The organism is Aeromonas sp. 600774 (assembly GCF_049175075.1).
GTDB lineage: Bacteria > Pseudomonadota > Gammaproteobacteria > Enterobacterales > Aeromonadaceae > Aeromonas > Aeromonas veronii_A.
Map to the genome: position 1 here is coordinate 477,216 of NZ_JAAKUJ010000001.1, position 24,382 is coordinate 501,597.

24 protein-coding genes are annotated in these 24,382 nt (G+C 56.7%); 9 read left to right on the forward strand and 15 right to left on the reverse strand.

What is annotated here, in order from left to right; all coding sequences use genetic code 11:
- Positions 1–576: 576 nt before the first annotated feature.
- The gene (locus G5171_RS01970) at positions 577–1,272 is read left to right on the forward strand and encodes a hypothetical protein (protein ID WP_421259748.1); all 696 of its coding nucleotides are present in this window, start codon (positions 577–579) and stop codon (positions 1,270–1,272) included.
- Positions 1,273–1,664: 392 nt separating this feature from the next.
- Here G5171_RS01970 and G5171_RS01975 read toward each other — a convergent pair whose 3' ends face one another.
- The 4 genes from G5171_RS01975 to potA all read right to left on the reverse strand — a co-directional run bounded on the left by G5171_RS01975 (position 1,665) and on the right by potA (position 5,558).
- Positions 1,665–2,732, reverse strand: a complete 1,068-nt coding sequence (locus G5171_RS01975; protein ID WP_421259749.1) for an extracellular solute-binding protein — start codon at positions 2,730–2,732, stop codon at positions 1,665–1,667.
- 81 nt (positions 2,733–2,813) lie between these two features.
- Positions 2,814–3,584, reverse strand: a complete 771-nt coding sequence (potC, locus tag G5171_RS01980; RefSeq protein WP_421259750.1) for a spermidine/putrescine ABC transporter permease PotC — start codon at positions 3,582–3,584, stop codon at positions 2,814–2,816.
- Positions 3,581–4,468, reverse strand: coding sequence for a spermidine/putrescine ABC transporter permease PotB (potB, locus tag G5171_RS01985; RefSeq protein ID WP_421259751.1), 888 nt, complete (start codon positions 4,466–4,468; stop codon positions 3,581–3,583). The genes potC and potB overlap by 4 nt, the downstream gene beginning before the upstream one ends.
- A complete protein-coding gene (gene potA / locus G5171_RS01990) occupies positions 4,455–5,558 on the reverse strand; it encodes a spermidine/putrescine ABC transporter ATP-binding protein PotA (protein WP_421259752.1) in 1,104 nt (367 codons plus the stop codon). The genes potB and potA overlap by 14 nt, the downstream gene beginning before the upstream one ends.
- A gap of 201 nt (positions 5,559–5,759) precedes the next feature.
- Here potA and G5171_RS01995 point away from each other — a divergent pair, with 201 nt between their 5' ends.
- Both G5171_RS01995 and G5171_RS02000 read left to right on the forward strand, forming a co-directional pair.
- The gene (locus G5171_RS01995; protein WP_421259807.1) at positions 5,760–6,497 is read left to right on the forward strand and encodes a hypothetical protein; all 738 of its coding nucleotides are present in this window, start codon (positions 5,760–5,762) and stop codon (positions 6,495–6,497) included.
- Between the two features lie 16 nt (positions 6,498–6,513).
- Positions 6,514–7,200 carry a DUF2987 domain-containing protein gene (locus G5171_RS02000; RefSeq protein ID WP_421259753.1) on the forward strand — a complete coding sequence of 229 codons (687 nt, stop codon included), beginning with the start codon at positions 6,514–6,516 and terminating at the stop codon, positions 7,198–7,200.
- A 103-nt stretch (positions 7,201–7,303) separates the two neighbouring features.
- On the opposite strand, the gene ttcA is transcribed toward G5171_RS02000, so the two are convergent.
- The 11 genes from ttcA to ccoN all read right to left on the reverse strand — a co-directional run bounded on the left by ttcA (position 7,304) and on the right by ccoN (position 17,547).
- Complete coding sequence (ttcA, locus tag G5171_RS02005) at positions 7,304–8,212, reverse strand: tRNA 2-thiocytidine(32) synthetase TtcA (RefSeq protein ID WP_005336634.1); 909 nt, start codon at positions 8,210–8,212, stop codon at positions 7,304–7,306.
- A 74-nt stretch (positions 8,213–8,286) separates the two neighbouring features.
- Complete coding sequence (gene uspE / locus G5171_RS02010; RefSeq protein ID WP_421259754.1) at positions 8,287–9,234, reverse strand: universal stress protein UspE; 948 nt, start codon at positions 9,232–9,234, stop codon at positions 8,287–8,289.
- A 153-nt stretch (positions 9,235–9,387) separates the two neighbouring features.
- Positions 9,388–10,143: an FNR family transcription factor gene (locus G5171_RS02015; RefSeq protein WP_005336632.1), complete on the reverse strand. Its 756-nt coding sequence runs from the start codon at positions 10,141–10,143 to the stop codon at positions 9,388–9,390.
- A gap of 68 nt (positions 10,144–10,211) precedes the next feature.
- Positions 10,212–10,898 carry a sulfite exporter TauE/SafE family protein gene (locus G5171_RS02020; protein ID WP_019446375.1) on the reverse strand — a complete coding sequence of 229 codons (687 nt, stop codon included), beginning with the start codon at positions 10,896–10,898 and terminating at the stop codon, positions 10,212–10,214.
- Entirely contained in the window at positions 10,882–11,070 is a 189-nt protein-coding gene (gene ccoS, locus G5171_RS02025) for a cbb3-type cytochrome oxidase assembly protein CcoS (protein WP_005336630.1), read from the reverse strand. The genes G5171_RS02020 and ccoS overlap by 17 nt, the downstream gene beginning before the upstream one ends.
- A 138-nt stretch (positions 11,071–11,208) precedes the next feature.
- On the reverse strand, positions 11,209–13,593 hold the full coding sequence (locus tag G5171_RS02030; protein WP_421259755.1) for a heavy metal translocating P-type ATPase: 2,385 nt from the start codon (positions 13,591–13,593) through the stop codon (positions 11,209–11,211).
- Positions 13,594–13,679: 86 nt separating this feature from the next.
- Complete coding sequence (locus G5171_RS02035; RefSeq protein WP_005345427.1) at positions 13,680–14,180, reverse strand: FixH family protein; 501 nt, start codon at positions 14,178–14,180, stop codon at positions 13,680–13,682.
- Positions 14,181–14,321: 141 nt separating this feature from the next.
- The gene (ccoP, locus tag G5171_RS02040; protein ID WP_047435046.1) at positions 14,322–15,302 is read right to left on the reverse strand and encodes a cytochrome-c oxidase, cbb3-type subunit III; all 981 of its coding nucleotides are present in this window, start codon (positions 15,300–15,302) and stop codon (positions 14,322–14,324) included.
- Positions 15,302–15,481, reverse strand: coding sequence for a CcoQ/FixQ family Cbb3-type cytochrome c oxidase assembly chaperone (locus G5171_RS02045; RefSeq protein WP_005336620.1), 180 nt, complete (start codon positions 15,479–15,481; stop codon positions 15,302–15,304). Before G5171_RS02045 ends, ccoP begins: the two co-directional genes overlap by 1 nt.
- Before the next feature lie 10 nt (positions 15,482–15,491).
- Positions 15,492–16,106 (reverse strand): cytochrome-c oxidase, cbb3-type subunit II, encoded by a 615-nt coding sequence (gene ccoO / locus G5171_RS02050; protein ID WP_021230095.1) that lies wholly within the window; start codon positions 16,104–16,106, stop codon positions 15,492–15,494.
- Positions 16,107–16,122: 16 nt separating this feature from the next.
- Positions 16,123–17,547: a cytochrome-c oxidase, cbb3-type subunit I gene (gene ccoN, locus G5171_RS02055; protein ID WP_005336616.1), complete on the reverse strand. Its 1,425-nt coding sequence runs from the start codon at positions 17,545–17,547 to the stop codon at positions 16,123–16,125.
- On the opposite strand from ccoN, the gene G5171_RS02060 reads away from it, so the two are divergent.
- The 6 genes from G5171_RS02060 to pepN all read left to right on the forward strand — a co-directional run bounded on the left by G5171_RS02060 (position 17,539) and on the right by pepN (position 24,376).
- Positions 17,539–17,718, forward strand: a complete 180-nt coding sequence (locus G5171_RS02060; RefSeq protein WP_148344940.1) for a hypothetical protein — start codon at positions 17,539–17,541, stop codon at positions 17,716–17,718. The two genes, ccoN and G5171_RS02060, sit on opposite strands and share 9 nt — an antisense overlap.
- A 111-nt stretch (positions 17,719–17,829) precedes the next feature.
- Entirely contained in the window at positions 17,830–18,291 is a 462-nt protein-coding gene (locus G5171_RS02065; RefSeq protein WP_421243579.1) for a hypothetical protein, read from the forward strand.
- A gap of 93 nt (positions 18,292–18,384) precedes the next feature.
- On the forward strand, positions 18,385–18,843 hold the full coding sequence (locus G5171_RS02070) for a GAF domain-containing protein (RefSeq protein WP_005345435.1): 459 nt from the start codon (positions 18,385–18,387) through the stop codon (positions 18,841–18,843).
- 102 nt (positions 18,844–18,945) lie between these two features.
- On the forward strand, positions 18,946–19,584 hold the full coding sequence (gene proQ / locus G5171_RS02075) for an RNA chaperone ProQ (RefSeq protein WP_005345438.1): 639 nt from the start codon (positions 18,946–18,948) through the stop codon (positions 19,582–19,584).
- An 8-nt stretch (positions 19,585–19,592) separates the two neighbouring features.
- The gene (gene prc / locus G5171_RS02080) at positions 19,593–21,608 is read left to right on the forward strand and encodes a carboxy terminal-processing peptidase (protein WP_005345439.1); all 2,016 of its coding nucleotides are present in this window, start codon (positions 19,593–19,595) and stop codon (positions 21,606–21,608) included.
- Positions 21,609–21,751: 143 nt separating this feature from the next.
- Positions 21,752–24,376: an aminopeptidase N gene (gene pepN, locus G5171_RS02085; protein ID WP_421259756.1), complete on the forward strand. Its 2,625-nt coding sequence runs from the start codon at positions 21,752–21,754 to the stop codon at positions 24,374–24,376.
- The last annotated feature ends 6 nt before the right edge of the window (positions 24,377–24,382 follow it).

The window sequence follows — 24,382 nt, forward strand, 5'->3', positions numbered from 1 at the left end:
AAAAAGAGAGGGGGCAACGTTTGCCCCCAACCAATCTACACCCCTAAGGGGCGATGAAAAAGCGCAGAATTAATCGGTTTGTTTGCCCATTTCATAAATTCCTCGGCTAAGGGCGCAAATCAGATGGTGTTGAACTTGATGGGATAGTTGATACCTGAGGATGGGTGGTTGGTACTGAAAGGACTGGGGCACAGTAGCGTCCTTGGTTGTTCTCCCGCTCTTGCACGATCTGATCGTCATCAGATATTCTAATGTTTGGGTCGTTACAATGAATCCTATCTAACAAGATTGATCTTCATTTAGATCATCAAACAGAAAACGGCCTTTTTAGATAACTTTTTGATGACTGCAATCGTTTGCGTTTGATACCATGTTCTTCTACAAACTTTCCACTGCTGTCATGGTAGCTGTAATGTTTTATCATGCTTTAATCCGGTTATAAAATAGCATGTAGGGAGTTGAAAATATATATGCAGTAGCCATGTTGTTTACTAAGAGAAGGGGAGTGAAACTCAGCGAAATTGAGAGTTTTAAGGAAAGGTAGGAAGTAGGTTAAGGAAAATAAAGAGGTGATCAATGGATGATGACAAGGGAAAGTCAAGCAATATCAAAAATAAAACCAAACTGATATCGGGTTTTGTAGCTTTGGCAGTGATATGCGGAGGGTGGTACTGGTGGCTTAAAGAGCCCTATATTGAGCCAGAGATTAATCCCACCCCAACAGAATTGTTTACTATTCAGGGCGAGTTTCCTTTTGATAAGGGGTATCAATTAGCTGTTAATAGTACTTTCATTGCATCTAATAAAACTGACTCTACTTGCAGCAAAACTTTTTATGCGTTCGGAGTTATACCTGCAAATACTAGACTCAGGGGATGGCAAATAGATAACCCCATTAAGAAATATCAATCAAACAGATTCAGTGTAAAAGTGTCAAAAGACTATTTATTGCCTGGCCGATGTAATTGGGTGTTAGATTCTGTTGGCTATTTTATAGTGAAGGCAGGTTCCGAGTTGGAGGCTAATTTGAAAGCTAACCCTTCAGATCAACATAATCGTCAAGGGTATTTTTTATCTTCAGCATACAGCAATTGGAGTGAGTTAAAACTGGGTAGACGTAACTATAAAGTTCATAATAAACCGCTACCATCGATAGTTAATTTTAAATTCGTTATGGAGGAAAAAATGTCAAGCTATAAACAAAATACTGTTTTAGAGAGTGCATATGGCGATCCACTAAATAATAATTTGTCCTATGAAAAGGGGGTATAAAGACTGTTAGTTAGATTAGCGAATCGTAATCGGACGTTAGCTGTTTCGATAAAATTGCACAGTTATTCCCCATAAACACATCCATTTTGCCTATATCTCCACAGTGGGGTCGCTATGAGTTCCTCCCTTCTAAATGGAGAAATACATCGCCCCCCCTCATATTTCCCTACAAATTTGATCTGAAGCCGGCTGCAGTGGAGCACTTACAAAAATTGTGGTCTGTCTGGCTTAAAGATGACTATCTATATATTTTGCTGTTAATCGATGCGCGCCTGTGCCTCTCTGTGTCTATGACTGTCGTGCTTAAAAATTGAGCTGGTGGTTAAAAAGAGAAGGGGGCAAATATTGCCCCCTTTATCCATTAAGCCCGTGAGGGCCGATTAACCGCCGATTTAACCGGCCTTGGCCACCATGGCTTTCAGCTGCAGGAAGTACTGCTCGTAGAGGCGGGAGACATCACCCACATCGGACTGGAATTCGCCCTTGCGCTTGATCTCGTCGTTCGGGAAGACCATGGGGTTATTGCGAAACGCCGGGGTGAGCAGTGGAATAGCATCCTTGACCGGGGTGGGGTAGCCAATCGCCTCGGCCACCTTGGCGGCCACATCGGGGCGCATCAGGAAGTTGATCAGGGCGTGGGCCTCTTTCACATGTTTGGCTTTGGCCGGGATGGCGAGGTTGTCCATCCAGAGCACGGCGCCTTCTTCGGGGTAGGTCATCTGGATGGAGGGATATTCGCGCTGGGCGCCGTAGGCCGAGCCGTTCCACAGCATGCCGATATTGACCTCACCGGCGATAAAGGGGTCGGCCGGGTTGTCGGAGTTGAACGCCTTGACGTTGGGCATCAGCTTTTTCAGGTATTCGAAGGCTTCAGAAATTTGCGCCTTGTCTTGAGTGTTGGGGCTGTAACCCAGCTGCACCAGCGCGATATGGAACACCTCGCGGGCATCGTCCATCAGCAGCAGGCTCTCTTTCCACTCCGGTGCCCAGAGCTGTTTCCAGCTGGTGACCGGCTGCTCGATGATGTCAGTGTTGGTGCCGATGCCGGTTGCGCCCCAGATATAGGGGATGGAGTAGCTGTTGTCCGGGTCGTACTCATGGTTGAGCAGGGTAGGGTCGAGGTGCTTGAAGTTGGGCAGCTGGGCGCGATCCAGCGGCTGCAGCATCCCCTCTTTGGCCATTTTCGAGATGAAATAGGTGCTGGGCACCACCACGTCATAGCCGTCGCCATGGGTTTTCAGCTTGGCGTAGAGGGTCTCGTTGGATTCGTAGGTGGAGTAGATCACCTTGATACCGGTCTCTTGCTGGAACTGCTCCAGCAGGCCGTCCGGCACATATTCCGACCAGTTGTAGAAGTAGACCACCTTGTCATCGGCCGCGTGAGCGCTCTGGCTCAGCAGCGGGGTGGTGAGGGTGAGGGCGGCTGCCAGCAGGGCGCCGGCCTTGTGTTGGATTGTCATCAACAACTCCTTGGGGTTATGGGGCCTTGCGGCCCACCGTGACAGAGTTCGCCAAAGGTGGCGGGTACGAAACGGGCAGGGTCAACCCTGCCGTTTACGCAGTAACAGTTGCGCCAGCAGCACCATCCCGAGGGAGGCGACCAGCATCAGGGTGGCCAGGGCATTGACCTCGGGGGAGACCCCCACCTTGACCATGGAGTAGATCTTGAGCGGCAGGATCTCGTAGGCCGGGCCGGTGACAAAGGAGCTCACCACCACGTCGTCCAGCGACAGGGTAAAGGAGAGCAGCCAGCCCGCCATCACCGCCGGCAGTGCCAGTGGCATTATGATGCGGCGCAGGATGATCCACTCGCCAGCCCCCAGATCCCGCGCTGCCTCCAGCATTCGCACATCAAAACCGCACAGCCGCGAGTAGACGGTGATCACCACGAACGGCAGGCAGAAGGTGATGTGGGCGATCAGCAGCGACCAGAAGCCCAGCGCAATGCCGGTCACCACAAACAGGGTCAGCAGGGAGATGGCCATGACGATATCGGGGGACATCATCACCACGAACAGCATGCCGCTCACGTACTGTTTGCCGCGAAAGCGGTAGCGAAACAGCGCTACGGCGGTGAGGGTGCCGATCAGGGTGGCCGCGGTGGCGGTGAGGGCGGCGATGGTCAGGGAGTGCTGGGCCGCCTGCATCAGGCTGGCGCTGGCAAACAGCTTCTCATACCAGCCCAGGGTAAAGCCGCGCCAGTCGATGCCATATTTCGACAGGTTGAAGGAGTTGGCGATCAACACCCCGATGGGTACATAGAGATAGCCAAACACCAGCAGCAAGAACAGAGCTTTCAGTGCGCGCATCATGCCAGCTCCCCCTTCTTGCTCAATAGCTTGCCCGCCCGCCAGTAGCAGTAGACCAAGAGCGCCATCAGCACCGTCAGCATCACGCTGATGGCAGCACCAAAAGGCCAGTCACGGCTGTTGAGGAACTGGGTCTTGATCAGGTTGCCGATCAGCAGGTGCTTGGCGCCCCCCAGCAGATCGGAGACATAGAACATCCCCATGGCGGGCAGGAACACCAGCAGACAACCGGCGATGATACCAGGCAGGGTGAGAGGCAGAATGATCCGCACCAGTCGCTGCCAGCCGTTGGCGCCGAGATCTCGCGCCGCCTCCAGCAAACGGCCATCCAGCTTCTCGATGCTGGAGTAGAGCGGCAGCACCATAAAGGGGAGCAGCACATAGACCAGCCCGATGATGACGGCCACCTCGGTATACATCATCTGCAGCGGCCGCTCGATAAGCCCCAGATCCAGCAGCCACCCATTGATCAGTCCCCGGGTACCGAGCAGCACTTTCAGCGCATAGGTACGGATCAGGGAGTTGGTCCAGAACGGCACCACCACCAGAAACAGCAGCAGCGGGCGGATACGCGCTGGCAGATGGGCCAGCAGCCAGGCAAAGGGGTAACCCACCAGCAAGCAGATGCTTGTGGCGAGCAGCGCCAGCCAGAGAGAGTGGAGCAGCACCTCGAAATAGAGGGGGTCCAGCAAGCGGCTATAGTTGCTCAGGGTAAAGAGCGGTGCGATAAGCTCGGACTCGTCCCGGGTCAGGAAGCTGACACCGATGATCATCAGGTTGGGCAGGAAGACAAACAGCGTCAGCCAGCCCAGGATCAGCGCGATGGCCCCGTTGCGAAAGCCGTTGTGGGCAAAGCTGTGCGCTACCCGCAGATTAGTGAGGCTCATAGGGCAGCACCACCTCCCAGCTGTCGACCCAGTGGATCGCCACCTCCTGACCCAGACGGTAGTCAAAGTCGGGGTCATCCTCGTCGAAGAACTCTGAGATAAGCAGCTGTTTGCCGCTTTCGAGTTCGATCACCGAATCCAGCGTCGCCCCCTTGTAGTTGCGCTCGCGGATGTTGCCCCGCAGCGCGCCACTTTGATCGTCATCCTGATCGAGAATGCGCAGATCTTCCGGGCGCAGCAGTACCAGCACCTTGTCGTCAGGCTGGAACGGCAAGGTGGTATGAAGCAGACATTCGCGCCCCTCTACCTCCGCCTGCCAGATACCGGGCTCGCGCTGGCTGATCAGCTTGCCATCCATCACGTTGATCTCGCCGATAAAGCGGGCCACGAACAGATTGGCTGGCGATTCGTAGATATCGCGCGGGGTGCCGCGCTGGATGATCTTGCCGCCTTCCAGCACCAGGATGCGATCAGACATGGTGAGTGCCTCTTCCTGATCATGGGTAACGAAGACAAAGGTGATGCCAAGGCGACGTTGCAGCGCCTTGAGCTCGCTCTGCATCTGCTTGCGCAGCTTGTAGTCGAGCGCCGAGAGGGATTCGTCGAGCAGCAGCAGGCGCGGCTTGTTGACCACGGCGCGGGCGATGGCGACCCGTTGTTGCTGACCGCCGGAGAGCTGATCCGGGCGGCGATTGGCCAGCTCGGTGAGCTGCACCATGGCGAGTGTCTCCTCGACCCGCTGGCGGATCTCGTTGGCAGGTACTTTCTGCATCTCGAGGCCAAAGGCGACGTTTTCAAACACCGTCATATGGGGGAAGAGCGCATAGCTCTGGAACACGGTGTTGATGTGCCTGTGTTCGGCGGGGATATGGGTGATCTCGTCACCGGCCAGATGGATGGTGCCACCATCGACCGATTCGAGCCCGGCCAGCAGGCGCAGCAGGGTGGTCTTGCCGCAGCCGGAGGGGCCCAGCAGGGTAAGAAATTCACCGTCATAGATTTCAAGGTCAAGGTCACTCAGGATCACCTTGCCATCGTATTTTTTGCTGATCTTGTTCAGCGCGACAATTACCTGTGGATTGTTCATCATCCGCCAGTCTCACCCCAGCCAGTGGCCATCGTGTTGAAAGAGGGCCGCATTCTATGCAGCCGACACATGAAATTAAAGGCTTTTTGGCCCGAATTAGCCGCAAGTGCGCAGGAAAAACGGCTACGAATAGCAGACCAAATCGCTATAATGTGCCACCTGATTTGGTCGTTTTCGATATTGGATAGTCAATTGAGTAATAAAATGCGTATTGGCGGCTCCCTTGAGCAGTCTCTGAACCAGGGCTACCGCCTTGATCTGAAAGGGGTCATCCAGGAGGGATGGCAACAGACCCGCCGTACCGGATTTGGCCTGCTGCTGGCGATTGTCGGGGTGACGGCGATCTGGATCCTGCTCAGCAATGTGCTGCTGTTGCCCTATCTGGGGGATGACAGCCAGATGAATGTGGCCATGGTGCTGAGCCTGCTGATGACGGTGGTGATGGCCCCCATGACCAGCTCCCTCGATATGCTGGGGTTGCAGCAGTCGGTCGGGGTGCGCGCTAGAGCCAACCAGGTGTTCGACTTCTTCCGCCACTTTGTACGCCTCGGCATGCTGAGCCTGCTTGGCAGTCTGCTCACCAGCCTGTTTGGCCCGCTATTCGATCTGCTGGGATTGCCCGCAGTGCTCTCTTTCATCCCCTCGGCTCTGATCGGCATGGGGCTGCTCTTTACCGTACCTCTGGTGCTGGAGCGTGGCCTGACGCCGCCCCAGGCCATTCTGGTTTCTCTTAAACTCTTTGCGCGCGGCTGGCCCAGCATTGTGCTGTTCCACGGCGTGATGACCGCGCTCTTCTTCCTGGCTCTGCTCCCCATGGGGTTGGGGCTTATCTGGGTGGCACCGCTCTATTTCAACTGCAAGGGGATCCTCTATCGGGATCTCTGCGGGGTGGGGGTAGAGGTTAACGAGGTGACAGAAGGCCCCAACCATTTCAATGCATGATGCAAAAGGACGTTGAATGACCCGTCGATATGGAGTGACCAAGGCTGTGCGCCAGAGTCTGCTGGCCACGCTCTTGCTGCCAGGGCTGGCGCTGGCTGAGCCGGTACTGGATCTGCAATACAGCACCTTCTACAGCCAGATGAAGACCTTTGCCAAAGGGGAGTTTGGTCACGCCAGACTGGGGTTTTATCTGACCGATCCGCAAAATGGCCAGCGCTGTGGCCTCACCTTTGTCCGGGTTGCAACCGACAGTAAGGAGGTCGCGGGCGAGGTAACGGTCGATAGCGAACTACGCCTGCCTTTTGATGAGGATCTCAACCTCGACAAGGGGATCGTGACCGTTGGCCTTAAAGAAGAGCACGCCACTTGCGATATGACGGTACAGGTGATGGCCGACGCACCGAACGGGCCCGAGCTGCCCTTGGCCGAGCTGGCGGCCCGTCAGCAGCAGATGCAGTCGCTGCTCGACAAGATGGCGGGCATGGTCGGCAAGCACTTCCTGCCGAAGATGGAAGGGGTACGCATTACCCTGGTGCAGCAGAGCGGAACAGCTTATCTGATTGATGGCGCCCGTCAGGAGGCGCTGCCCTGGCAGGAAGGCCATCTGTTGCTGAGCAATGAGCAACTGGCCGCGTTCGCCACCGGGCAACTGCGCCTGCAGGGTGACGTGCTGCGACTGACCCCCTGGCTGCATAAAGGGTGAGATAGGTCGCGCTGTCACCGCAGTGACAGGCCAATCCAGAAAGCAAAAAAGGAGCGTTCATCGCTCCTTTTTTATTGCGTGGCGTGTGCCTTGTGAGAGCGGCTTAGCGCACTTCAATCACATCAAGCATGTCCATCTCGTCGATATCCAGCAGCGGCGCCTTTGGCATCTCGGGCGGATCAAACGCCTTGTCGCCACCATCGATGATGCCGGAGTCGCGATTGATGCTCTTGAAGTCAAACAGCTTGTGGTCGAGTAGGTGGCTCGGGATCACGTCCTGAATGGCGGTGAACATGGTCTCGATACGACCGGGGAAGCGGCGATCCCAATCCTGCATCATCTGCTTGATGGCTTGACGCTGCAGGTTCTCCTGCGAGCCGCACAGGTTGCACGGAATGATGGGGAAGGCTTTGACGTCGGCGTAGCGGATCAGATCCTTCTCTTTGCAGTAGGCCAGCGGGCGGATCACCACGTTCTTGCCATCGTCGCTCACCAGCTTTGGCGGCATGGACTTGAGCTTGCCACCGTAGAACATGTTGAGGAACAGGGTCTCGAGGATGTCATCGCGGTGGTGGCCAAGGGCAATCTTGGTGCAACCCAGCTCCTGTGCGGTGCGGTAGAGAATACCGCGGCGCAGCCGTGAGCAGAGGGAGCAGGTGGTTTTGCCTTCCGGTACCTTCTCCTTGACGATGGAGTAGGTATCTTCCTCGACGATCTTGTACTCGATACCGAGAGAATCCAGATACTCGGGCAGCACATGCTCGGGGAAACCGGGCTGCTTCTGATCCAGGTTGACGGCAACCAGATCGAAATGGATGGGGGCGCTGGCTTTGAGGCTCATCAGTATGTCGAGCATACCGAAGCTGTCCTTGCCGCCGGAGAGGCAGACCATGACCTTGTCGCCCTCTTCAATCATGTTGAAGTCGGCAATGGCCTGACCCACGTTGCGCCGCAGGCGCTTCTGCAGTTTGTTAAAACTGTATTTTTCTTTGGCGTTCAGCTCTTCTAGCATGCTCGTAAAACCCGGGACACAAATAAGCGCGTTATTATAGCCATGTCCCGGGGGAGGGCAAGGTGCCAGGCACCTTATGATTGATTGCGACGACTGTCGACCGGGCAGCTGTAGTCCGCCGGTTTGAGGATCAGGATGTCGCAGGAGAGGCGGTCAATCACATGTTCGGCTGTATTGCCGAGCAAAGCTGCAGAAAGACCGGTACGGCCGACGCAGCCCATGATCATCAAGGTTGCTTTGAGCTCTTCGGCCATATCCGGCAACACCTCTTCCGGTAGCCCCTCTGCTACCCGGGTCCAGAGATGACCGATCCCGAACTTGTCGGCATGGCTGAGCAGCAGGCTTTCGTGGTGTTTGCGGATCGCTTCGTTGTAGGCGTTGGGATCAAACTCCGGCAGCTCTATGGCCACGTTGACCGGGGTGCCCGGGTAGGTGTTGACCAGATAGAGGTTGGAGCCCAGTAGTTCGGCGATGTCGCTTCCCTCCTGGGTGATCCGTTCGTTGAGCAGTTTCTGATCCGGATCGTCGCTTGAGCAGTTGATGGCGGCGATGATGTTGCCGCCCCGTTGCCAGTGACCCTCCTTGACCAGCAGCACCGGACAGGGGCATTTGCGCAGCAGGTGCCAGTCGGTGGGGGTAAAGATGAAGGTTTGCAGGAAGCTGTGATGGTGAGTGGCTTTGACCACCAGATCGTGGCGCTGCTCCAGCACTTCCTGAATGACACACTCGAAGGGGCGATTGTGCCAGACTACCTTCACTTCGCATTCGATCCCCTGTGCCCGATAGGGGGTCAGGATCTCGTCCAGCCACTCACGTCGCTGTGAAATGACGCCATCACGCATCTCTTGCCGCTCGTCCACCGAGAGCATGGCAGTCATTTCATACGAGAAGTCATAGATGGTGAGCAGCAGGGTCAGATGGGCGCTTTCGTCCAGCTCGGCGACTTTGACTGCCCGTTCGAGGGCGATTTGACGCTCCTCTTCTGGATTGATAACCACCAGAATATTCTGATATTTGACCATCTTCTCCTCCTTGGAAAAGTCCAATGACAGCAGAATCTTAGCCATTACAGCTTAGCGCAGGAGGAGGGTATGGGGAACGTACCGGATCACATTCCAGAGGAAAGGATCCGGCAGGGAAAGCAGGAGACAAGCGAGAGGGTAAGCGGAAAAATATCAGCCGCAGGGCGGGCGAGTTGCACCGGCCATCATGCCCAGCGCGACCTGATCCAGTACGGTAATGTATTTGCCTTTGACGCTGATGAGACCGGACTTCTGGAAACGGCCGAGCAGACGACTGATAGTCTCGACGGTCAGCCCCAGATAGTTGCCAATGTCACCACGGGTCATGGATAGACGGAACTCCTTGGCGGAGAAGCCGCGTTCGGAGAAGCGTACCGACAGATTGTGCAGGAAGGCGGCGAGGCGCTCTTCGGCATTCTTCTTGGAGAGCAGCAGGATCATCTCCTGATCGCCCATGATTTCGTTGCTCATCAGACGCATGATCTGCTGGCGCAGCTTGGGCATCTTGCCGGAGAGATCATCCAGCACTTCAAACGGGATCTCGCACACCATGGCCGTTTCCAGCGCCTGGGCGAAGGAGGGGTGGGCCTGTTTGTGGATGGCGTCAAAACCGACCAGATCGCCAGCGAGGTGGAACGCGGTGATCTGCTCATCCCCTTGCTCGGTGATGGTGTAAGACTTGATGGTCCCGGAACGGATGGCATAGAGCGATTTGAACTCATCGCCAGCCTTGAACAGCTCTTCACCCTTCTGGATCGGCTTCTTGCGCTCGATGATGCTGTCCAGCTGATCAAGCTCGTTGTCGTTCAGAGTGAAGGGAATACAGAGCTGACTGATGCTGCAATCCTGGCAATGAATTGCACAGCCACCGCTCTGGATACGTCTGCCAGGTTTCTTTTCCGGGATCATAGGCTCATACGAATAATTGATTTATATCAAACAAGTTTACCATCAACTCATCCGTTTTGGATAGGGTTTCAAAAGGAAGCAATGCCAATCCAGAAGGTATGCACCCCGAACAAAATGAGCAGCAGGGCACCGCCAAGGCGCAAACTGCGCAGGGTGAGCCAGTATCTCAGGCGATCGGCAAGCCCGCCCAACGCGAACAGGGTGGGCAGGGTGCCGAGACCAAAAAAGAGCATGATCAGCGCCCCGCCACTGGCCGAACCGGCCGCTGCGCTCCAGGTCAGCATGGAGTAGACCAGCCCGCAGGGGAGCCAACCCCACACCATGCCAAAGGGCAGTGCCTGCACAGGTGAGGTGAAGGGGAGAAACTTGCCCGCCAGCGGTTTGATACGGGGCCAAAGTCTTGCGCCGAGCCGCTCCAGCAGCAAGATCCCTTGCCACCAGCCCGCCAGATAGAGACCAAGCGCAATCATCAATAACGCCGCCACCAGGCGTAAGCCGGCAATAGCGTGTTTGCCTGCGCCCAGCTCGCTGGTGGTGGCGAGCAGGCCGCCCACCAGTGCACCTGCAATCACATAGCTCAGGATCCGGCCGAGGTTGTAGTTGAGCAGATAGGCAAGCCGCCCCCAGAAGTGCTGCTTGTTGGCGGGGATCGCCATGGAGAGCGCGGCGGAGACGCCACCGCACATGCCGATACAGTGGGCAGAGCCTGCCAGTCCGACCAGCAGGGCGCCGGCCAGATCAAGGTTGTGGGTCATGGTCAGCAGGCTTTACGGGTTTGTGGGCAGGTTGCTCTTCGTCAAACAGGATGTTGGAACCCTGCCGGTCGAGATCTTCAAACTGTTCGGAGCGAATGGCCCAGAAGAAGACGACCCCGGCGATGATCACAAACAGGATGGCGATGGGGATCAGGACAAAAATTATATTCATGAGAGGTACCTTGGCGTTCATCCTTGGCAAGTGTCCCCTATGGTAACCCTGTTCGGGCAGGGGGCCAGCCGCTATCAGTGAGAAATGTGGCCTGCATTGGAGGCAGGCCACATTTTCAGCTATTTTCCGCCACCGGTCTCATCGGTTGAGGCGCATCGAGTTGGTTACCACGATGAGTGAACTGAGCGACATGCCCGCCGCCGCCAGATAGGGGGGCAGCCAGCCGCAGGCCGCCAGCGGCAGCACCAGCAGGTTGTAACCGATGGACCAGGCGAAGTTCTCGATGATGATCTTGCGGGTACGCATTGCCAGCACTCTGGCCTCGAGCAGTCGGCTCAGGTCATCGGCCAGCAGGATGGCATCGGCGCTGTTTTTCGCCAGATCGGTGCCACCAGCCATGGCAAACGAGGCGTGAGCGCCAGCCAGTACCGGGGCGTCGTTGATGCCATCGCCCACCATGATGCTGATATCCCCTTGGGCTTCCCGGGCCTTGAGGTAGGCCAGCTTGCCATCGGGCGAGACCCCCTTGACCAGCTCATCCACTCCTAGCTCGCGGGCAATCTCGTCTGCCTGCAAAGAGCTGTCGCCAGTCAGCACGGTAGTTTGCAGACCGGCCGCCTTGAATGCCGCGATCAGCGCCCTGGCATCGGGGCGCAGGGTATCTTCCAGATTGAAGCGGGCCAAGACCTTCTGCTCGTCGGCCAGATAGATAGCCAGACCGCGGCCGCGTTCTTGCGCCGGATCCAGCCCAAGCCAGCGGGCACTGCCGATGCGGTAGCGTACGCCATTCACCAGCGCCGTGATGCCGTGACCGATGACCGGGGTGATCTCGCGAACGGATGGCAACACGGCGATGCTGTCGGCGGGCAGTCGGAAGGCGCGGGCAATGGGATGTTCGGATTGCGCCTCCATGGCCCGAGCGATGGCGAGGCAGTGGGCCACGTCAAGGTCGGCCAACGCTTGAGTCTGCGTCAGACTGATCTCGCCAGTAGTCAGGGTACCGGTCTTGTCCATCACGATCCGGTTGGCTTTGGTCAGCACGTCCAGCACATGACCACGGCGCAGCAGAATGCCGTTACGGGTCAGATTGGCGGTGGCCGAGGTCAGCGCCGTCGGGGTGGCCAGCGACAGGGCACAGGGGCAGGTGGCAACCAGCACGGCGAGGGTGACCCAGAACGCCTGATCCGGTTGATGGAAGTGCCAGAAGGTCCAGACCGCGGCGGCAATGATCAGCAGCACCAGAATAAAGTGGCGCGACAGCTGATCCGCCATCTGGGCGATGGCCGGTTTGTCGTCGAGGGCGTGATCCTGCAGCCGCATGATCTGGGCGATCCGCGACTCTTCGATACGGTGGCTGACCCGGATCTGCAGCGGGGCATCGGTGTTGATGGTACCGGCATAGACCTGCTCACCGGGCTGTTTGAGCAGGGGCAGCTGTTCACCGGTCAGCATGGATTCGTTGAGGCTGGCTTGCCCTTCGACAATGATGCCGTCCGCCGGCAATGTTGCTCCGGCCAGCACCCGTACCCGATCGCCGACCTGCAAGGTCTTGGCCGCTACCTCATGCTCCCCTTCATCATCGATGCGGGTCGCCATGATGGGCACCAGTCGTGCCAGGTTGGAGCTCGATTCCGACGCCTTGCGCCGGGCCCGCAACTCGAGAAAGCGCCCCAGCAGCAGGAAGAAGACGAACATGGTGATGGAGTCGTAATAGACCTCACCGGTATTGAACACGGTGGCCCACATGGAGGCGATAAAAGCCCCGATCAGCGCCAGCGACACCGACACATCCATCGACAGATGGCCCTGTTTCAGGCTGCGCCAGGCACCCACGTAAAAGGGTTGGGCTGAATAGATCATGATGGGGGTGGAGAGCAACAGGCTTATCCACTTGAAGTAGACCATGAACTCATCTTCAACACTGATGAAGAGGTCCATATAGAGAGCCACGGCGCACATCATCACCTGCATCGAGCCAAGCCCTGCCAGTGCCAGCCGGAACATATAGCTGCGCACCTCTTTGGCGTAGAGCGCCTCCTGTTGATGGGTCTGGAACGGATAGGCGCGATAGCCGATCTGGGCAAATCCCTTGAGGATGTCACTCAGGGAGAGCCGGCCCGGATCCCACTTGATGCGGGCCCGGTGGGTGGTGGTGTTGACGTTGATGTAGCGCAGGCCGCCAAGGGTCATTAGGTGACGTTCGATAAGCCAGGCACAGGCGGCGCAGGTGAGCCCTTCAACTGTCAGCTGGATTTCGCGAAGGGTACCGTTGTCGGTGACAAAATCCTGTTGTACTTCTGCCAGATCGTAGTGGGTGAGGGCGGCCAGCTCCTCGGGCACCAGATCGCCCTTGGTGCCGGGAGCGGTGCGGTGATCGTAGTAACTGGCGAGGCCGCACTCCATGATGGTTTCTGCCACAGCCTGACAGCCGGGGCAGCACATGGGGCGAACAATCCCCTTTATCTCGAGGGAATAGCCACTATTGGCGGGTACCGGCTCGCCACAGTGAAAGCAGGGGGTCATGCGTTATGCCTCCCTGAATGCAGAATGCAAGCAGCAGGGGCACTGGCGAGCACCGGCTCGCCACAGTGAGAACAGCCGGTCATGGCTTAGCGTCCTTTCGGGTCGAGTTCGACAGGGGCCAGGGTGGGCAGCTGGACGGTCTCTTGCAATCGCCATTGGTGATCAAAGGCATCGACCCGAATGTGCCACTTGCCGACCAGCGGCTTGTCGAAATGGAGGCGATAGGTACCGCTCGCATCGGCGGTGATCATGTGTTCACTGTCCTGACCGGCCAAGGTCGGGTGGAACAATGAGAGATAGAGAGCTTGCCCGGCAGGAATGTCACCGCTGATGGGTTTGAGGGTCAGCTCGTTGCCGTCAACCTCCAGCCCAAAGCGGATATTGAGCGCTTCGGAGCGGTCAAACTTGCTCAAGTCCTGATTGATCTCTTTCCCTTGTTTGTAATAGTCCTCGGCCACCAGATTGACCCCATCCTTGCTGGCGATGATGGCGGTGGCTATGCTGCCAACAACGGCGGCAGTGGGGAGGGCGATGATAAACCAGGGCCAGAATTGGCGATACCACGGTTTGGATAGAGGTTGGGTCATGATTGCTACTGCCATGAAACGAATGATTAACGTGGAAGATGGTTTTTACGTAACACAAGATAACAAAAAGCCTCGAGGAGTCGAGGCTTTTTGCTGTGTAATCACGTGTTTATCACATGTTACGACTTATGTGAGCGACCTTTATTTAGCAGGCTGATGGGACAGGCTGTAAACGTAGGAGGCCAGCAGGTGAACCTTGTCCTCACCCAGAATATCTTTCCAGGCTGGCATCACGCCGTGACGACCGTGGGTGATGGTTTGTACCACCACTTCGCGGGAGCCACCGTAGAGCCAGGTGTTGTTGGTCAGATCTGGCGCCCCGACGGCAATACCGCCCTTGGCATCGGCACCGTGGCAAGCTGCGCAGATGGCGAAGCGGGCTTCACCTTTCTTCGCTTCCACCAGGTCAACCTTGCGACCGGAGAGGCTCAGCACATAGGAGGCCACTTCCTGAACGCCATCTTTGCCGAGGATTTCACCCCAGGCAGCCATGATCCCCTGACGACCGCCCATGATGGTGGTCTTGATTTGATCAGGCTGGCCGCCCCATTGCCATTCGCTGTCGGTCAGGTTCGGGAAGCCGCGGCCACCACGGGCATCGGAGCCGTGGCACTGGGAGCAGTTCTGCAGGAACAGACGCTGACCCACTTTCAGGGCTTCCGGATCCTTGGCGATCTCGGTGATGGCTCGATAGGTTTTGCCATCCGCTTCGTAGGTGAGTTCACGGAACTTGGCGCCGTAGATCTCGTCAGCCTTGGCGACCTCGCGGTCATACTCCACTGCGCGACCTTCGGCCTTAGCCGATTCGGTTGCAGCCTTGGACTCTGCCAGCGAGCGCACGTCCTGGTTGGAACTTTGCCAGCCCAGAAGGCCTTTGAAGTTGCCAAGCCCCGGGAAGGCGATCAGATAGACCAGACCGGTGACGATGAAGAAGAGGAACATGTAAGTCCACCACTTCGGCAGCGGGTTGTTGATCTCCTCGATGCCATCGAAGGAGTGACCCATCGATTTGCCTTCTTCAACACCCATCTTGTCCTTGCGGCACCACATCAGCAGCAAGAAGCAGCCGAGGATGGTTCCCAGACTGATGACAGTCACAAAAATGCTAAACAGAGTGCTCATTATTGTTTCGCTCCTGCGTTCTTTTTATCAGCACCGGGTTGCTCATCATCGGCAAAAACCAGATTGGCAGCCTCGTCGAAAGAGGTCTTGCGGCGTTTGCTGTAGGCCCAGACGATGATGCCAATCATGATGGCCATCAACAGCAAGGTATACAGACCGCGAAATGTGCCGTAGTCCATTTTCGCCTCCTTATTTCAGGGCATGACCCAGTGATTGCAGATAGGCCACCAGCGCATCCAGCTCGGTTTTACCCTTCACGGCTTCGCCAGCACCCTGAATGTCGGCGTCGGTATAGGGCACACCGAAGTGATCGCGGAACAGCGCCAGTTTTTTGCCGGTCATCTCGCCAGTCAGCACGTTGGTATCAAGCCAGGGGTAGGCGGGCATGTTGGATTCCGGTACCACATCGCGCGGGTTGATCAGGTGAACCTTGTGCCACTCGTCGGAGTAGCGGCCACCGACACGGGCCAGATCCGGACCAGTACGCTTGGAGCCCCACAGGAAGGGGTGCTCCCAGACGCTCTCACCTGCGACAGAGTAGTGACCGTAACGTTCGGTTTCGGCACGGAACGGACGGATCATCTGGCTGTGGCAGTTGGTGCAGCCTTCGCGAATGAAGATGTCGCGCCCTTCCATCTGCAGAGCGGTGTAGGGCTTGAGGCCCTCCACCGGCTCGGTGGTTTGCTTCTGGAAGAACAGCGGAGTGATTTCAACCAGGCCCCCCAGACTGATGGCGAAGATGATGCCGACCACCAGCATGGGAACGCTTTTTTCAAATATTTCGTGACGGTTATTGTTGCTCATGGGTTGACCTCTTCAATCATGCTGGCTGGGCGACAGGTTCCAGAGAACCTTTGGGCGCAGTGATGGTGCGATAGGCGTTGTAAGCCATCAGCAACATGCCGGTGACGAAGAAGCAGCCACCCAGGAAGCGCACGAAATAGAAGGGATAGGATGCCTGCAGCGCTTCAACGAAGCTGTAGGTCAGGGTGCCGTCTTCGTTGACTGCACGCCACATCAGGCCCTGCATCACGCCGGAAATCCACATGGCAACGATGTAGAGCACGGTGCCCACGGTCGCCAGCCAGAAGTGAACGTTGATCAGCTTGACGCTGTACATCCGGCCCTGGCCGAACAGGTTCGGGATCAGATGGTAAACCGCACCGATGGAGACCATGGCAACCCAGCCCAACGCACCGGAGTGCACGTGACCAACGGTCCAGTCGGTGTAGTGGGAGAGGGCGTTGACGGTTTTGATCGCCATCATCGGGCCTTCGAAGGTCGACATGCCGTAGAAAGAGAGGGAGACGATCAGGAAGCGCAGGATGGGGTCATAACGCAGTTTGTGCCAGGCACCGGAGAGGGTCATGATGCCGTTGATCATGCCGCCCCAGGAGGGGACGAACAGGATCAGGGACATTACCATCCCGAGGGACTGAGCCCAGTCAGGCAGTGCGGTGTAGTGCAGGTGGTGCGGACCGGCCCAGATATAGAGGGAGATCAGCGCCCAGAAGTGCACGATGGAGAGGCGATAGGAGTAAACCGGACGACCGGCCTGCTTGGGCACGAAGTAGTACATCATCCCCAGGAAGCCGGCGGTCAGCAGGAAGCCTACCGCGTTGTGGCCATACCACCACTGCACCATGGCGTCCATGGCGCCGGAGTACATGGAGTAAGACTTCATGCCGGAGAGCGGTACTTCCATGTTGTTGACAATGTGCAGCACCGCAACGGTGATGATGAAGGCGCCGAAGAACCAGTTCGCCACATAGATGTGGGAGGTGGTGCGCTTCATCAGTGTGCCGAAGAAGACGATGGCATAGGCGACCCATACCACAGTGATGGCGATGTCAATCGGCCACTCCAGCTCGGCATACTCTTTGGCGGAGGTGTAACCCAGCGGCAGAGAGATGGCGGCAGAGAGAATGATGGCTTGCCAGCCCCAGAAGACGAAGGTTGCCAACGGGCCACCAAACAGTCTGGTTTGACAGGTGCGCTGTACCACGTAGAACGAGGTGGCCATCAGGGCACTGACGCCAAAGGCGAAGATCACTGCGTTGGTGTGGAGGGGCCGCAGACGACTGTAAGTCAGCCAGGGGGTTTCGAAGTTGAGGGCAGGCCAGATCAACTGGGCTGCGATCAGTACGCCAACCGACATGCCGACAATTCCCCAGACAATCGTCATGACGGTAAACTGGCGAACAACGGTGTAGTTGTACTCAGGATGGTTAGTTGTATGGCTCATCGTTATATTCCGCTTCCGATGCTGCTGTTGTTTGATGTTTTATCCGGAAAACCGGACTGGCTCCATCAAGCCACCGCCAACCAGTTGTTAACGCCTGTTAACGAAAGGAAAAGCAAAAGATGGCTAAATGAAAACTGCATGGGAATGATACTGAAGCGACAGGTAAAATAACAGTATAAACAGTGATATATTTGGTTCCGTCCGGTATCGTTCTGGCCGTTTTTTACCTTGTTCGTGATCACAAAAAAACATTTTAATTGCATCTTAAACGGACGTTTTTTGATGAAAGAGAGACTTACCGCACGTAAAGTACTGCACCTTGCACTTGTATTGGCGCTGCTATTGGCGCTGGTGGCCTATCGCACCTGGTTTTCGGCCGATAACAGCATGACTGCTGGCCAGACAAAAGATCAGATTTGTGATCTTTCCCACACACCTTGCAGCGCATTGATTGGTAACAAACCACTAACGGTGGCCATCAAGGTGTTACCGCTACGTGCCGAACATGACTTTGCAATAGATATCCAAGGGGGCGACCCGGAAATCAAGCCGTTAAAAGCCTGGCTGGAAGGGCGAGATATGTTTATGGGGACCATTCCGGTGAACTTTGAACAAGTCGCGGGAGGATGGCAGGGTACAACACTGGTAGGAAGCTGTACCTCTCTGGTCATGGTCTGGTTGCTCAATATTGAATGGAGCAATGGCCAACGCCAGCAATTGGCCCTCTCTGTTGCCCGTGAATAATCGTTCAATGGTGGCAGAGTGGAAAAAATATTTGAAATTTCCCTGGCAGGCGTTACCTTCCCCAAACCATCAGGGAGTGAAGTGCATTTAATCATGATTGAAAAACAACCATTTTATCGCACCCTCAACCAGCAGGCCAAGGCACTACTGGAGGGCGAAACCGATCTGATTGCCAATATGGCCAACTTGTCTGCGCTGCTGAATCAGGAGCTGACGGAGATCAACTGGGTCGGTTTTTATCTGTTGCAGGGCGAGACTCTGGTATTGGGGCCGTTTCAGGGCAAACCGGCCTGTGTGCGGATCCCGGTCGGCCGCGGGGTGTGTGGCACAGCAGTGGCTGAGGGGAAAACCCAGCTCATTGATGATGTCCACCAGTTCGACGGTCACATCGCTTGCGATGGCGCGAGCAACTCGGAAATCGTGATCCCGGTGCGCCGCGGTGACGAGATCATCGGGGTACTCGATATCGATAGTCCAGTTTTTAACCGTTTCGACCAGCAAGATCGAATTGGTCTTGAAGAAACAGTGCAAATTTTGGAAAGCATGCTCTAAGTCATTGCTAGATGGTTCGCAAAAGGCCCCAAGCTCTCTATAATGGGGCCTTTGTTGTGCTCGGGACGTGCCCGTGCGTTTATATGAAAGCCAAGGTTATACATGGAAAACACTGAGAAGCTGAAGAACAGTAAAGAGATCGTTGCCTACCTGGTCGAGAAATTCCCGGCCTGCTTCGTTGCTGAAGGAGAGGCCAAGCCGCTCAAGATTGGCATCTTCCAGGATTTGGCCGAGCGTCTTGCTGACGATGCCAGAGTCTCCAAGACCATGCTGCGCTCCGCACTGCGTCAATACACCTCCAGCTGGCGCTACCTGCACGGACTCAAAGCTGGCCAGGCTCGCGTTGATCTGGATGGTAATCCGGGTGAACTGCTGACCGAAGAGCACATCGAGCACGCCAAGCAAGCTCTGAAAGAGAGCAAAGAGCGTGTATTCGCCAGCCGTCGTACCAATACCAAAGAGAAGGATGAGAAGGCCAAGAAGCCTCGTCGCCCTGCTGTGCGCAAAACCGAGAAGGCTGATGTCGCTGCCAAGCCGAAGGCTGCCGCCAAAGTGCCCGCTGCTGAAGCTCCGCTTGTTAAAGTGGATGCCGCTACGCTGAAAGTGGGCCAGGATGTGCGCGTCGTTATGGGTAAATTCCCGGTTCCGGCAACCATCAAGGAAGTGACCAAGGACGATGTACAGGTCCAACTGCAGACCGGCATGATGGTGCGGGTCAAATCAGAGCACTTGGTTCTCTAAGGAGACAAATGTTGAAGCATGGCGTAATTCGTTTTTCCCTCGTTGCCTGTAGCCTGGCGCTTGCCGGGCTTGCACAGGCCATCGAGCCGGTGCTCAAGGAGAGTGATTTGCCTGTGTTGGCTCAAGAGAGCCAACATGCTACGGCCAGCAAGCGAATTACCAATCTGTTTACCCGCTCGCACTACAAACAGTTCAAGCTGGATGATGCCTTTTCCTCCGTGATTTTCGATAAATATCTGGAGAATCTGGACTACAGTCGCAACCTGTTTTTGGCCTCTGATATCAGCCGTTTTGAAAAATACCGTAACGGTTTTGACACCGACCTCGAAAGAGGCCGTCTGGCACCCGCCTACGAGATGTTCAACCTGAGTCAGCAACGGCGTTATGAGCGGTTCGAATACGCCCTCAAACTGCTTGACACTCCCTTTGATTTCACCCAGCCCGACAACTATGTGTTCGATAGAGAAGGTGCGGCTTGGCCCAAAGATGAAGCAGAGCTCAACGAGCTGTGGCGTCAGCGAGTCAAGTTCGATGCCCTGAGCCTCAAACTCAGCGGCAAGGAGTGGCCCGAGATCAAGGAGCTGCTTGGCAAGCGTTACAACAACGCCATCAAGCGAATGTCCCAGACCGAGAGCGAAGATGTCTTCCAGCTCTTCATGAACTCCTTCGCTCGCGCCATCGAACCCCACACCAGTTACCTCTCACCGCGCAGTGCCGATCGTTTCAACACCGAGATGAACCTCTCGCTGGAAGGGATCGGTGCCGTGTTGCAGGCGGAAGATGACTTTACAGTCATCCGCTCCCTGGTACCCGGTGGTCCTGCTGCCAAATCCAACCACCTCAAGCCTGATGACAAGATCACCGGGGTGGGACAGGAAGATGGCAAGATTGTTGATGTGATCGGCTGGCGTCTCGATGACGTGGTCGAGCTCATCAAGGGACCCAAGGGGAGCAAGGTCAAGCTTGAAATTCAGCGCGGCAAGGGCGCTACCGCCAAGACCGAACAGATCGAGCTGACCCGTGACAAGGTGCGCCTTGAAGATCGCGCGGCCAAGTCCAAGGTGATCACCGCCGAAGGCAAGAAGATCGGTGTCATCGAGATTCCAAGTTTCTACGTCAATCTGCACGATGATGTGATCAAGGAGCTCTCCAGCCTCAACAAGCAGAAGATCGATGGTTTGATCATCGATCTGCGCGGAAACGGCGGCGGAGCCCTGACCGAAGCCTCTGCCCTGAGCGGTCTCTTCTTTGGCAGCGGTCCTGTGGTTCAGATCCGGGATCATATGGGTCGTATCACGGTCAACGGTGACGATGATGGCAACGTCTATTACGGCGGTCCCATGTCGGTGCTGATCGACAGATACAGTGCATCTGCCTCCGAGATCTTCGCCGCCGCCATGCAGGATTATGGTCGCGCCCTGATCCTGGGGGAAAACTCGTTCGGCAAGGGGACGGTGCAACAACATCGCAGCCTCGCCAAGGTCTATGACTTCTACGAGCAGCCGCTGGGTCACGTGCAGTACACCATCGCCAAGTTCTACCGGATCAATGGTGGCAGTACCCAGAACAAGGGCGTTGCGCCGGATATCAGCTTCCCGACACCGGTTGCGCCGGAAGAGACGGGCGAAAGCCGCGAGTTTAATGCGTTGCCTTGGGACAAGATAGCCTCAGCCAACTACGAGAAACTCGGCAATTTCACCAGTCTGCTGCCCAAGTTGCAGGCGGCGCACGATGCTCGGATCGCCAAGGATCCCGAGTTTGCCTATGTGATGCAGGACATCGCTGACTACAAGGAGGAGAAAGACAAGAAGTCGGTCTCCCTCAACGAGGCGGAGCGTGTTGCAGAGCAGGCGAAACAGGATGAGAAAGCGCTTAAACGTACCAATGAGCGCTTGGCACGTCTTGGCAAGCCGGCAGTCAAGAGCCTGGACGAACTGCCCGCTGATTTTGAAGCGCCCGATGAGTATCTCATCGAAGCGGCCAATATCACGGCGGATCTGGCTATGGACAGCAAACGCAGCTGACAGGCAACCCATCATGCACAAGGGCGACTGCGGTCGCCCTTTCTTTTTATCTGGCACATCTGATGTCATGCAAATCGTTTGACCCCGCCAGTTGGTTGTGACAGCCTCTTTCTCGCCTTTAACAAGCGTGGAAGCAGACAATAATGACCGATCACTCCCAGGCCATGACGGCCAAATATCGCCAGGATTATCAGGCGCCGCTCTACTGGATCGACACTATCGACCTCGATTTCCAATTGCAGGAACCACTGACCCAGGTCACTGCCATCACCCGCATTCGCCGCAACGGCGAGCACAATGCGCCGCTGGTCCTCGATGGCGAGCAGCTGACCCTCAAGAGCATTGCCATCGATGGCATTCCCTGTGACCACTACGAGCAAGGCGAGAGCAGTCTGACCCTGTTCAACCTGCCTGCCGAATGTGTGCTGACCATTGTCACCCTGCTGGATCCGGCCGCCAACACCGCACTCGAAGGGCTTTACAAGTCTGGCGATGCCTACTGTACCCAGTGTGAAGCTGAGGGCTTTCGTCGCATTACCTATTATCTGGACCGCCCCGACATTCTGGCACGCTACAGCACCCGCATTACCGCCGATAAAGCCAAATATCCTTTCCTGCTCTCCAATGGCAACAAGGTCGACAGCGGTGATCTGGATGGCAGCCGTCACTTCGTGCAGTGGCAGGATCCTTTCCCCAAACCGAGCTACCTGTTTGCGCTGGTGGCCGGTGATTTCGATGTGGAGCGCAGCCACTACACCACCAAGAGCGGCCGCAAGGTGGCCCTCGAGATCTTCGTCGACAAGGGCAACCTCGATCGCGCCGGTTTTGCCATGGAGAGCCTTATCAACTCCATGCGCTGGGACGAGCAGCGTTTCGGCCTCGAGTACGATCTCGACATCTACATGATCGTCGCGGTGGACTTCTTCAACATGGGCGCCATGGAGAACAAGGGGCTAAACATCTTCAACTCCAAGTTCGTACTGGCCAACCCGGCCACCGCCACCGACAGCGACTACCACGGTATCGAACGGGTGATCGGTCACGAATATTTCCACAACTGGACCGGCAACCGCGTCACCTGCCGCGACTGGTTCCAGCTCAGCCTGAAAGAGGGGCTGACGGTATTCCGGGATCAGGAGTTCTCCTCCGATCTGGGCTCCCGCGGCGTCAACCGCATTAACAACGTGCGTACCGTGCGCGGCCCGCAGTTTGCCGAAGATGCCGGCCCCATGGCGCATCCGATCCGCCCGGATGTGGTGATCGAGATGAACAACTTCTACACCCTGACCGTCTATGAGAAGGGGTCGGAAGTGATCCGCATGATGCACACCCTGCTAGGTGAAGAGGCCTTCCAGGCCGGTATGCGCCTCTACTTCGAGCGTCACGACGGCTCGGCCGCCACCTGCGATGATTTCGTGCAGGCGATGGAGGATGCATCCGGTGTCGATCTCGGCCGTTTCCGCCGCTGGTACAGCCAGTCCGGTACCCCCGAGTTGACCGTCACCGACGAGTACGATGCCGCCAGCGGTATCTATCGCCTCCATGTGAGCCAGCACACCCCGCCGACTCAGGATCAGCCGCAGAAGCTGCCGCTGCATATCCCCTTCGATATCGAGCTCTATGACGAGCAAGGTGCCGTCATCGCGCTGCAATATCAGGGCAAGGCCATCGGCAACGTGCTCGATGTGCTCGAAGCGGAGCAGACCTTCGAATTCGATCAGGTGCCGGTCAAGCCGGTTCCCTCCCTGCTGCGGGACTTCTCCGCGCCGGTCAAGCTGTACTATGACTACAGCGATGAAGCGCTCGCCTTCCTGATGCGCTTTGCTCGCAACGAGTTTGCCCGCTGGGATGCCGCCCAGATGCTGATCAACAAAGCGGTCATCGACGGGGTGGCGCGGGTGCAACACGGGCAGGGGGTTGAGCTCTCCCAAACCCTGCTGGCCGCCTTCGTCGCCATTTTGGACGACAGCGAGCTGGATTTGGCCCTCAAGGCGGAGATCCTGGCGCTGCCAGGTGAAGCGACCCTAGCCGAGCTGTTCGAGGTGGCCGATATCGATGCCATCCATCAGGTGCGCGACGCGATCCACACCCGTCTTGCCGAGGCCTTTGGCGCGCGCTTGGCGGCTACCTATCAGAGCCTGCGTCTGAGCGGCTATCAGGTGGTGCACGCCGATATGGCCAAGCGGGCCCTCAAAGGGGTGGTGCTCGGCTATCTGGCTGCGCTGGATGCGGAGCATGCCGATGCGCTGGTGCGCGAGCAGTACGCAACCGCCGACAACATGACCGACACCCTGGCGGCGTTGCAGGTGGCCAACGGCTATCTGCTGCCATGCCGCGCTGCGCTGCTGGCCGACTTCGAGGGCAAGTGGGCCAAGGATGGACTGGTGCTGGACAACTGGCTGCGGCTGATTGGCAGCAAGCCGGCTGCCGATGTGCTCGGCGAAGTGAAGCAGGCAATGAATCATCCTACCTTCAGCATTCGCAACCCGAACCGGCTGCGGGCGCTGATCGGCAGCTTCGCCATGAGCAATCAGGTGCAGTTCCATGCGGTGGATGGCAGCGGTTACCGCTTCCTGACCGATCTGCTGATCGAGCTCAACGAGGTCAATCCACAGGTGGCCTCCCGCCTCATCACTCCGCTTATCCAGTTCAAGCGACTGGATGAGGTGCGCAAGGCGCTGATCCGCGCCGAGCTGACCCGTCTTGCCAACCTTGAGGGGCTGGCACGGGATCTGTTCGAGAAGGTCAGCAAGGCGCTGCAGCAGTAAGTGTCG

What these genes read in the sequence shown, in the direction of transcription:
- G5171_RS01970 (WP_421259748.1), top strand. Translation starts at nt 577, where the DNA reads ATGGATGATGACAAGGGAAAGTCAAGCAATATCAAAAATAAAACCAAA.
- G5171_RS01975 (WP_421259749.1), bottom strand. Translation starts at nt 2,732, where the DNA reads ATGACAATCCAACACAAGGCCGGCGCCCTGCTGGCAGCCGCCCTCACC.
- potC (WP_421259750.1), bottom strand. Translation starts at nt 3,584, where the DNA reads ATGATGCGCGCACTGAAAGCTCTGTTCTTGCTGCTGGTGTTTGGCTAT.
- potB (WP_421259751.1), bottom strand. Translation starts at nt 4,468, where the DNA reads ATGAGCCTCACTAATCTGCGGGTAGCGCACAGCTTTGCCCACAACGGC.
- potA (WP_421259752.1), bottom strand. Translation starts at nt 5,558, where the DNA reads ATGATGAACAATCCACAGGTAATTGTCGCGCTGAACAAGATCAGCAAA.
- G5171_RS01995 (WP_421259807.1), top strand. Translation starts at nt 5,760, where the DNA reads ATGCGTATTGGCGGCTCCCTTGAGCAGTCTCTGAACCAGGGCTACCGC.
- G5171_RS02000 (WP_421259753.1), top strand. Translation starts at nt 6,514, where the DNA reads ATGACCCGTCGATATGGAGTGACCAAGGCTGTGCGCCAGAGTCTGCTG.
- ttcA (WP_005336634.1), bottom strand. Translation starts at nt 8,212, where the DNA reads ATGCTAGAAGAGCTGAACGCCAAAGAAAAATACAGTTTTAACAAACTG.
- uspE (WP_421259754.1), bottom strand. Translation starts at nt 9,234, where the DNA reads ATGGTCAAATATCAGAATATTCTGGTGGTTATCAATCCAGAAGAGGAG.
- G5171_RS02015 (WP_005336632.1), bottom strand. Translation starts at nt 10,143, where the DNA reads ATGATCCCGGAAAAGAAACCTGGCAGACGTATCCAGAGCGGTGGCTGT.
- G5171_RS02020 (WP_019446375.1), bottom strand. Translation starts at nt 10,898, where the DNA reads ATGACCCACAACCTTGATCTGGCCGGCGCCCTGCTGGTCGGACTGGCA.
- ccoS (WP_005336630.1), bottom strand. Translation starts at nt 11,070, where the DNA reads ATGAATATAATTTTTGTCCTGATCCCCATCGCCATCCTGTTTGTGATC.
- G5171_RS02030 (WP_421259755.1), bottom strand. Translation starts at nt 13,593, where the DNA reads ATGACCCCCTGCTTTCACTGTGGCGAGCCGGTACCCGCCAATAGTGGC.
- G5171_RS02035 (WP_005345427.1), bottom strand. Translation starts at nt 14,180, where the DNA reads ATGACCCAACCTCTATCCAAACCGTGGTATCGCCAATTCTGGCCCTGG.
- ccoP (WP_047435046.1), bottom strand. Translation starts at nt 15,302, where the DNA reads ATGAGCACTCTGTTTAGCATTTTTGTGACTGTCATCAGTCTGGGAACC.
- G5171_RS02045 (WP_005336620.1), bottom strand. Translation starts at nt 15,481, where the DNA reads ATGGACTACGGCACATTTCGCGGTCTGTATACCTTGCTGTTGATGGCC.
- ccoO (WP_021230095.1), bottom strand. Translation starts at nt 16,106, where the DNA reads ATGAGCAACAATAACCGTCACGAAATATTTGAAAAAAGCGTTCCCATG.
- G5171_RS02060 (WP_148344940.1), top strand. Translation starts at nt 17,539, where the DNA reads ATGGCTCATCGTTATATTCCGCTTCCGATGCTGCTGTTGTTTGATGTT.
- ccoN (WP_005336616.1), bottom strand. Translation starts at nt 17,547, where the DNA reads ATGAGCCATACAACTAACCATCCTGAGTACAACTACACCGTTGTTCGC.
- G5171_RS02065 (WP_421243579.1), top strand. Translation starts at nt 17,830, where the DNA reads ATGAAAGAGAGACTTACCGCACGTAAAGTACTGCACCTTGCACTTGTA.
- G5171_RS02070 (WP_005345435.1), top strand. Translation starts at nt 18,385, where the DNA reads ATGATTGAAAAACAACCATTTTATCGCACCCTCAACCAGCAGGCCAAG.
- proQ (WP_005345438.1), top strand. Translation starts at nt 18,946, where the DNA reads ATGGAAAACACTGAGAAGCTGAAGAACAGTAAAGAGATCGTTGCCTAC.
- prc (WP_005345439.1), top strand. Translation starts at nt 19,593, where the DNA reads ATGTTGAAGCATGGCGTAATTCGTTTTTCCCTCGTTGCCTGTAGCCTG.
- pepN (WP_421259756.1), top strand. Translation starts at nt 21,752, where the DNA reads ATGACCGATCACTCCCAGGCCATGACGGCCAAATATCGCCAGGATTAT.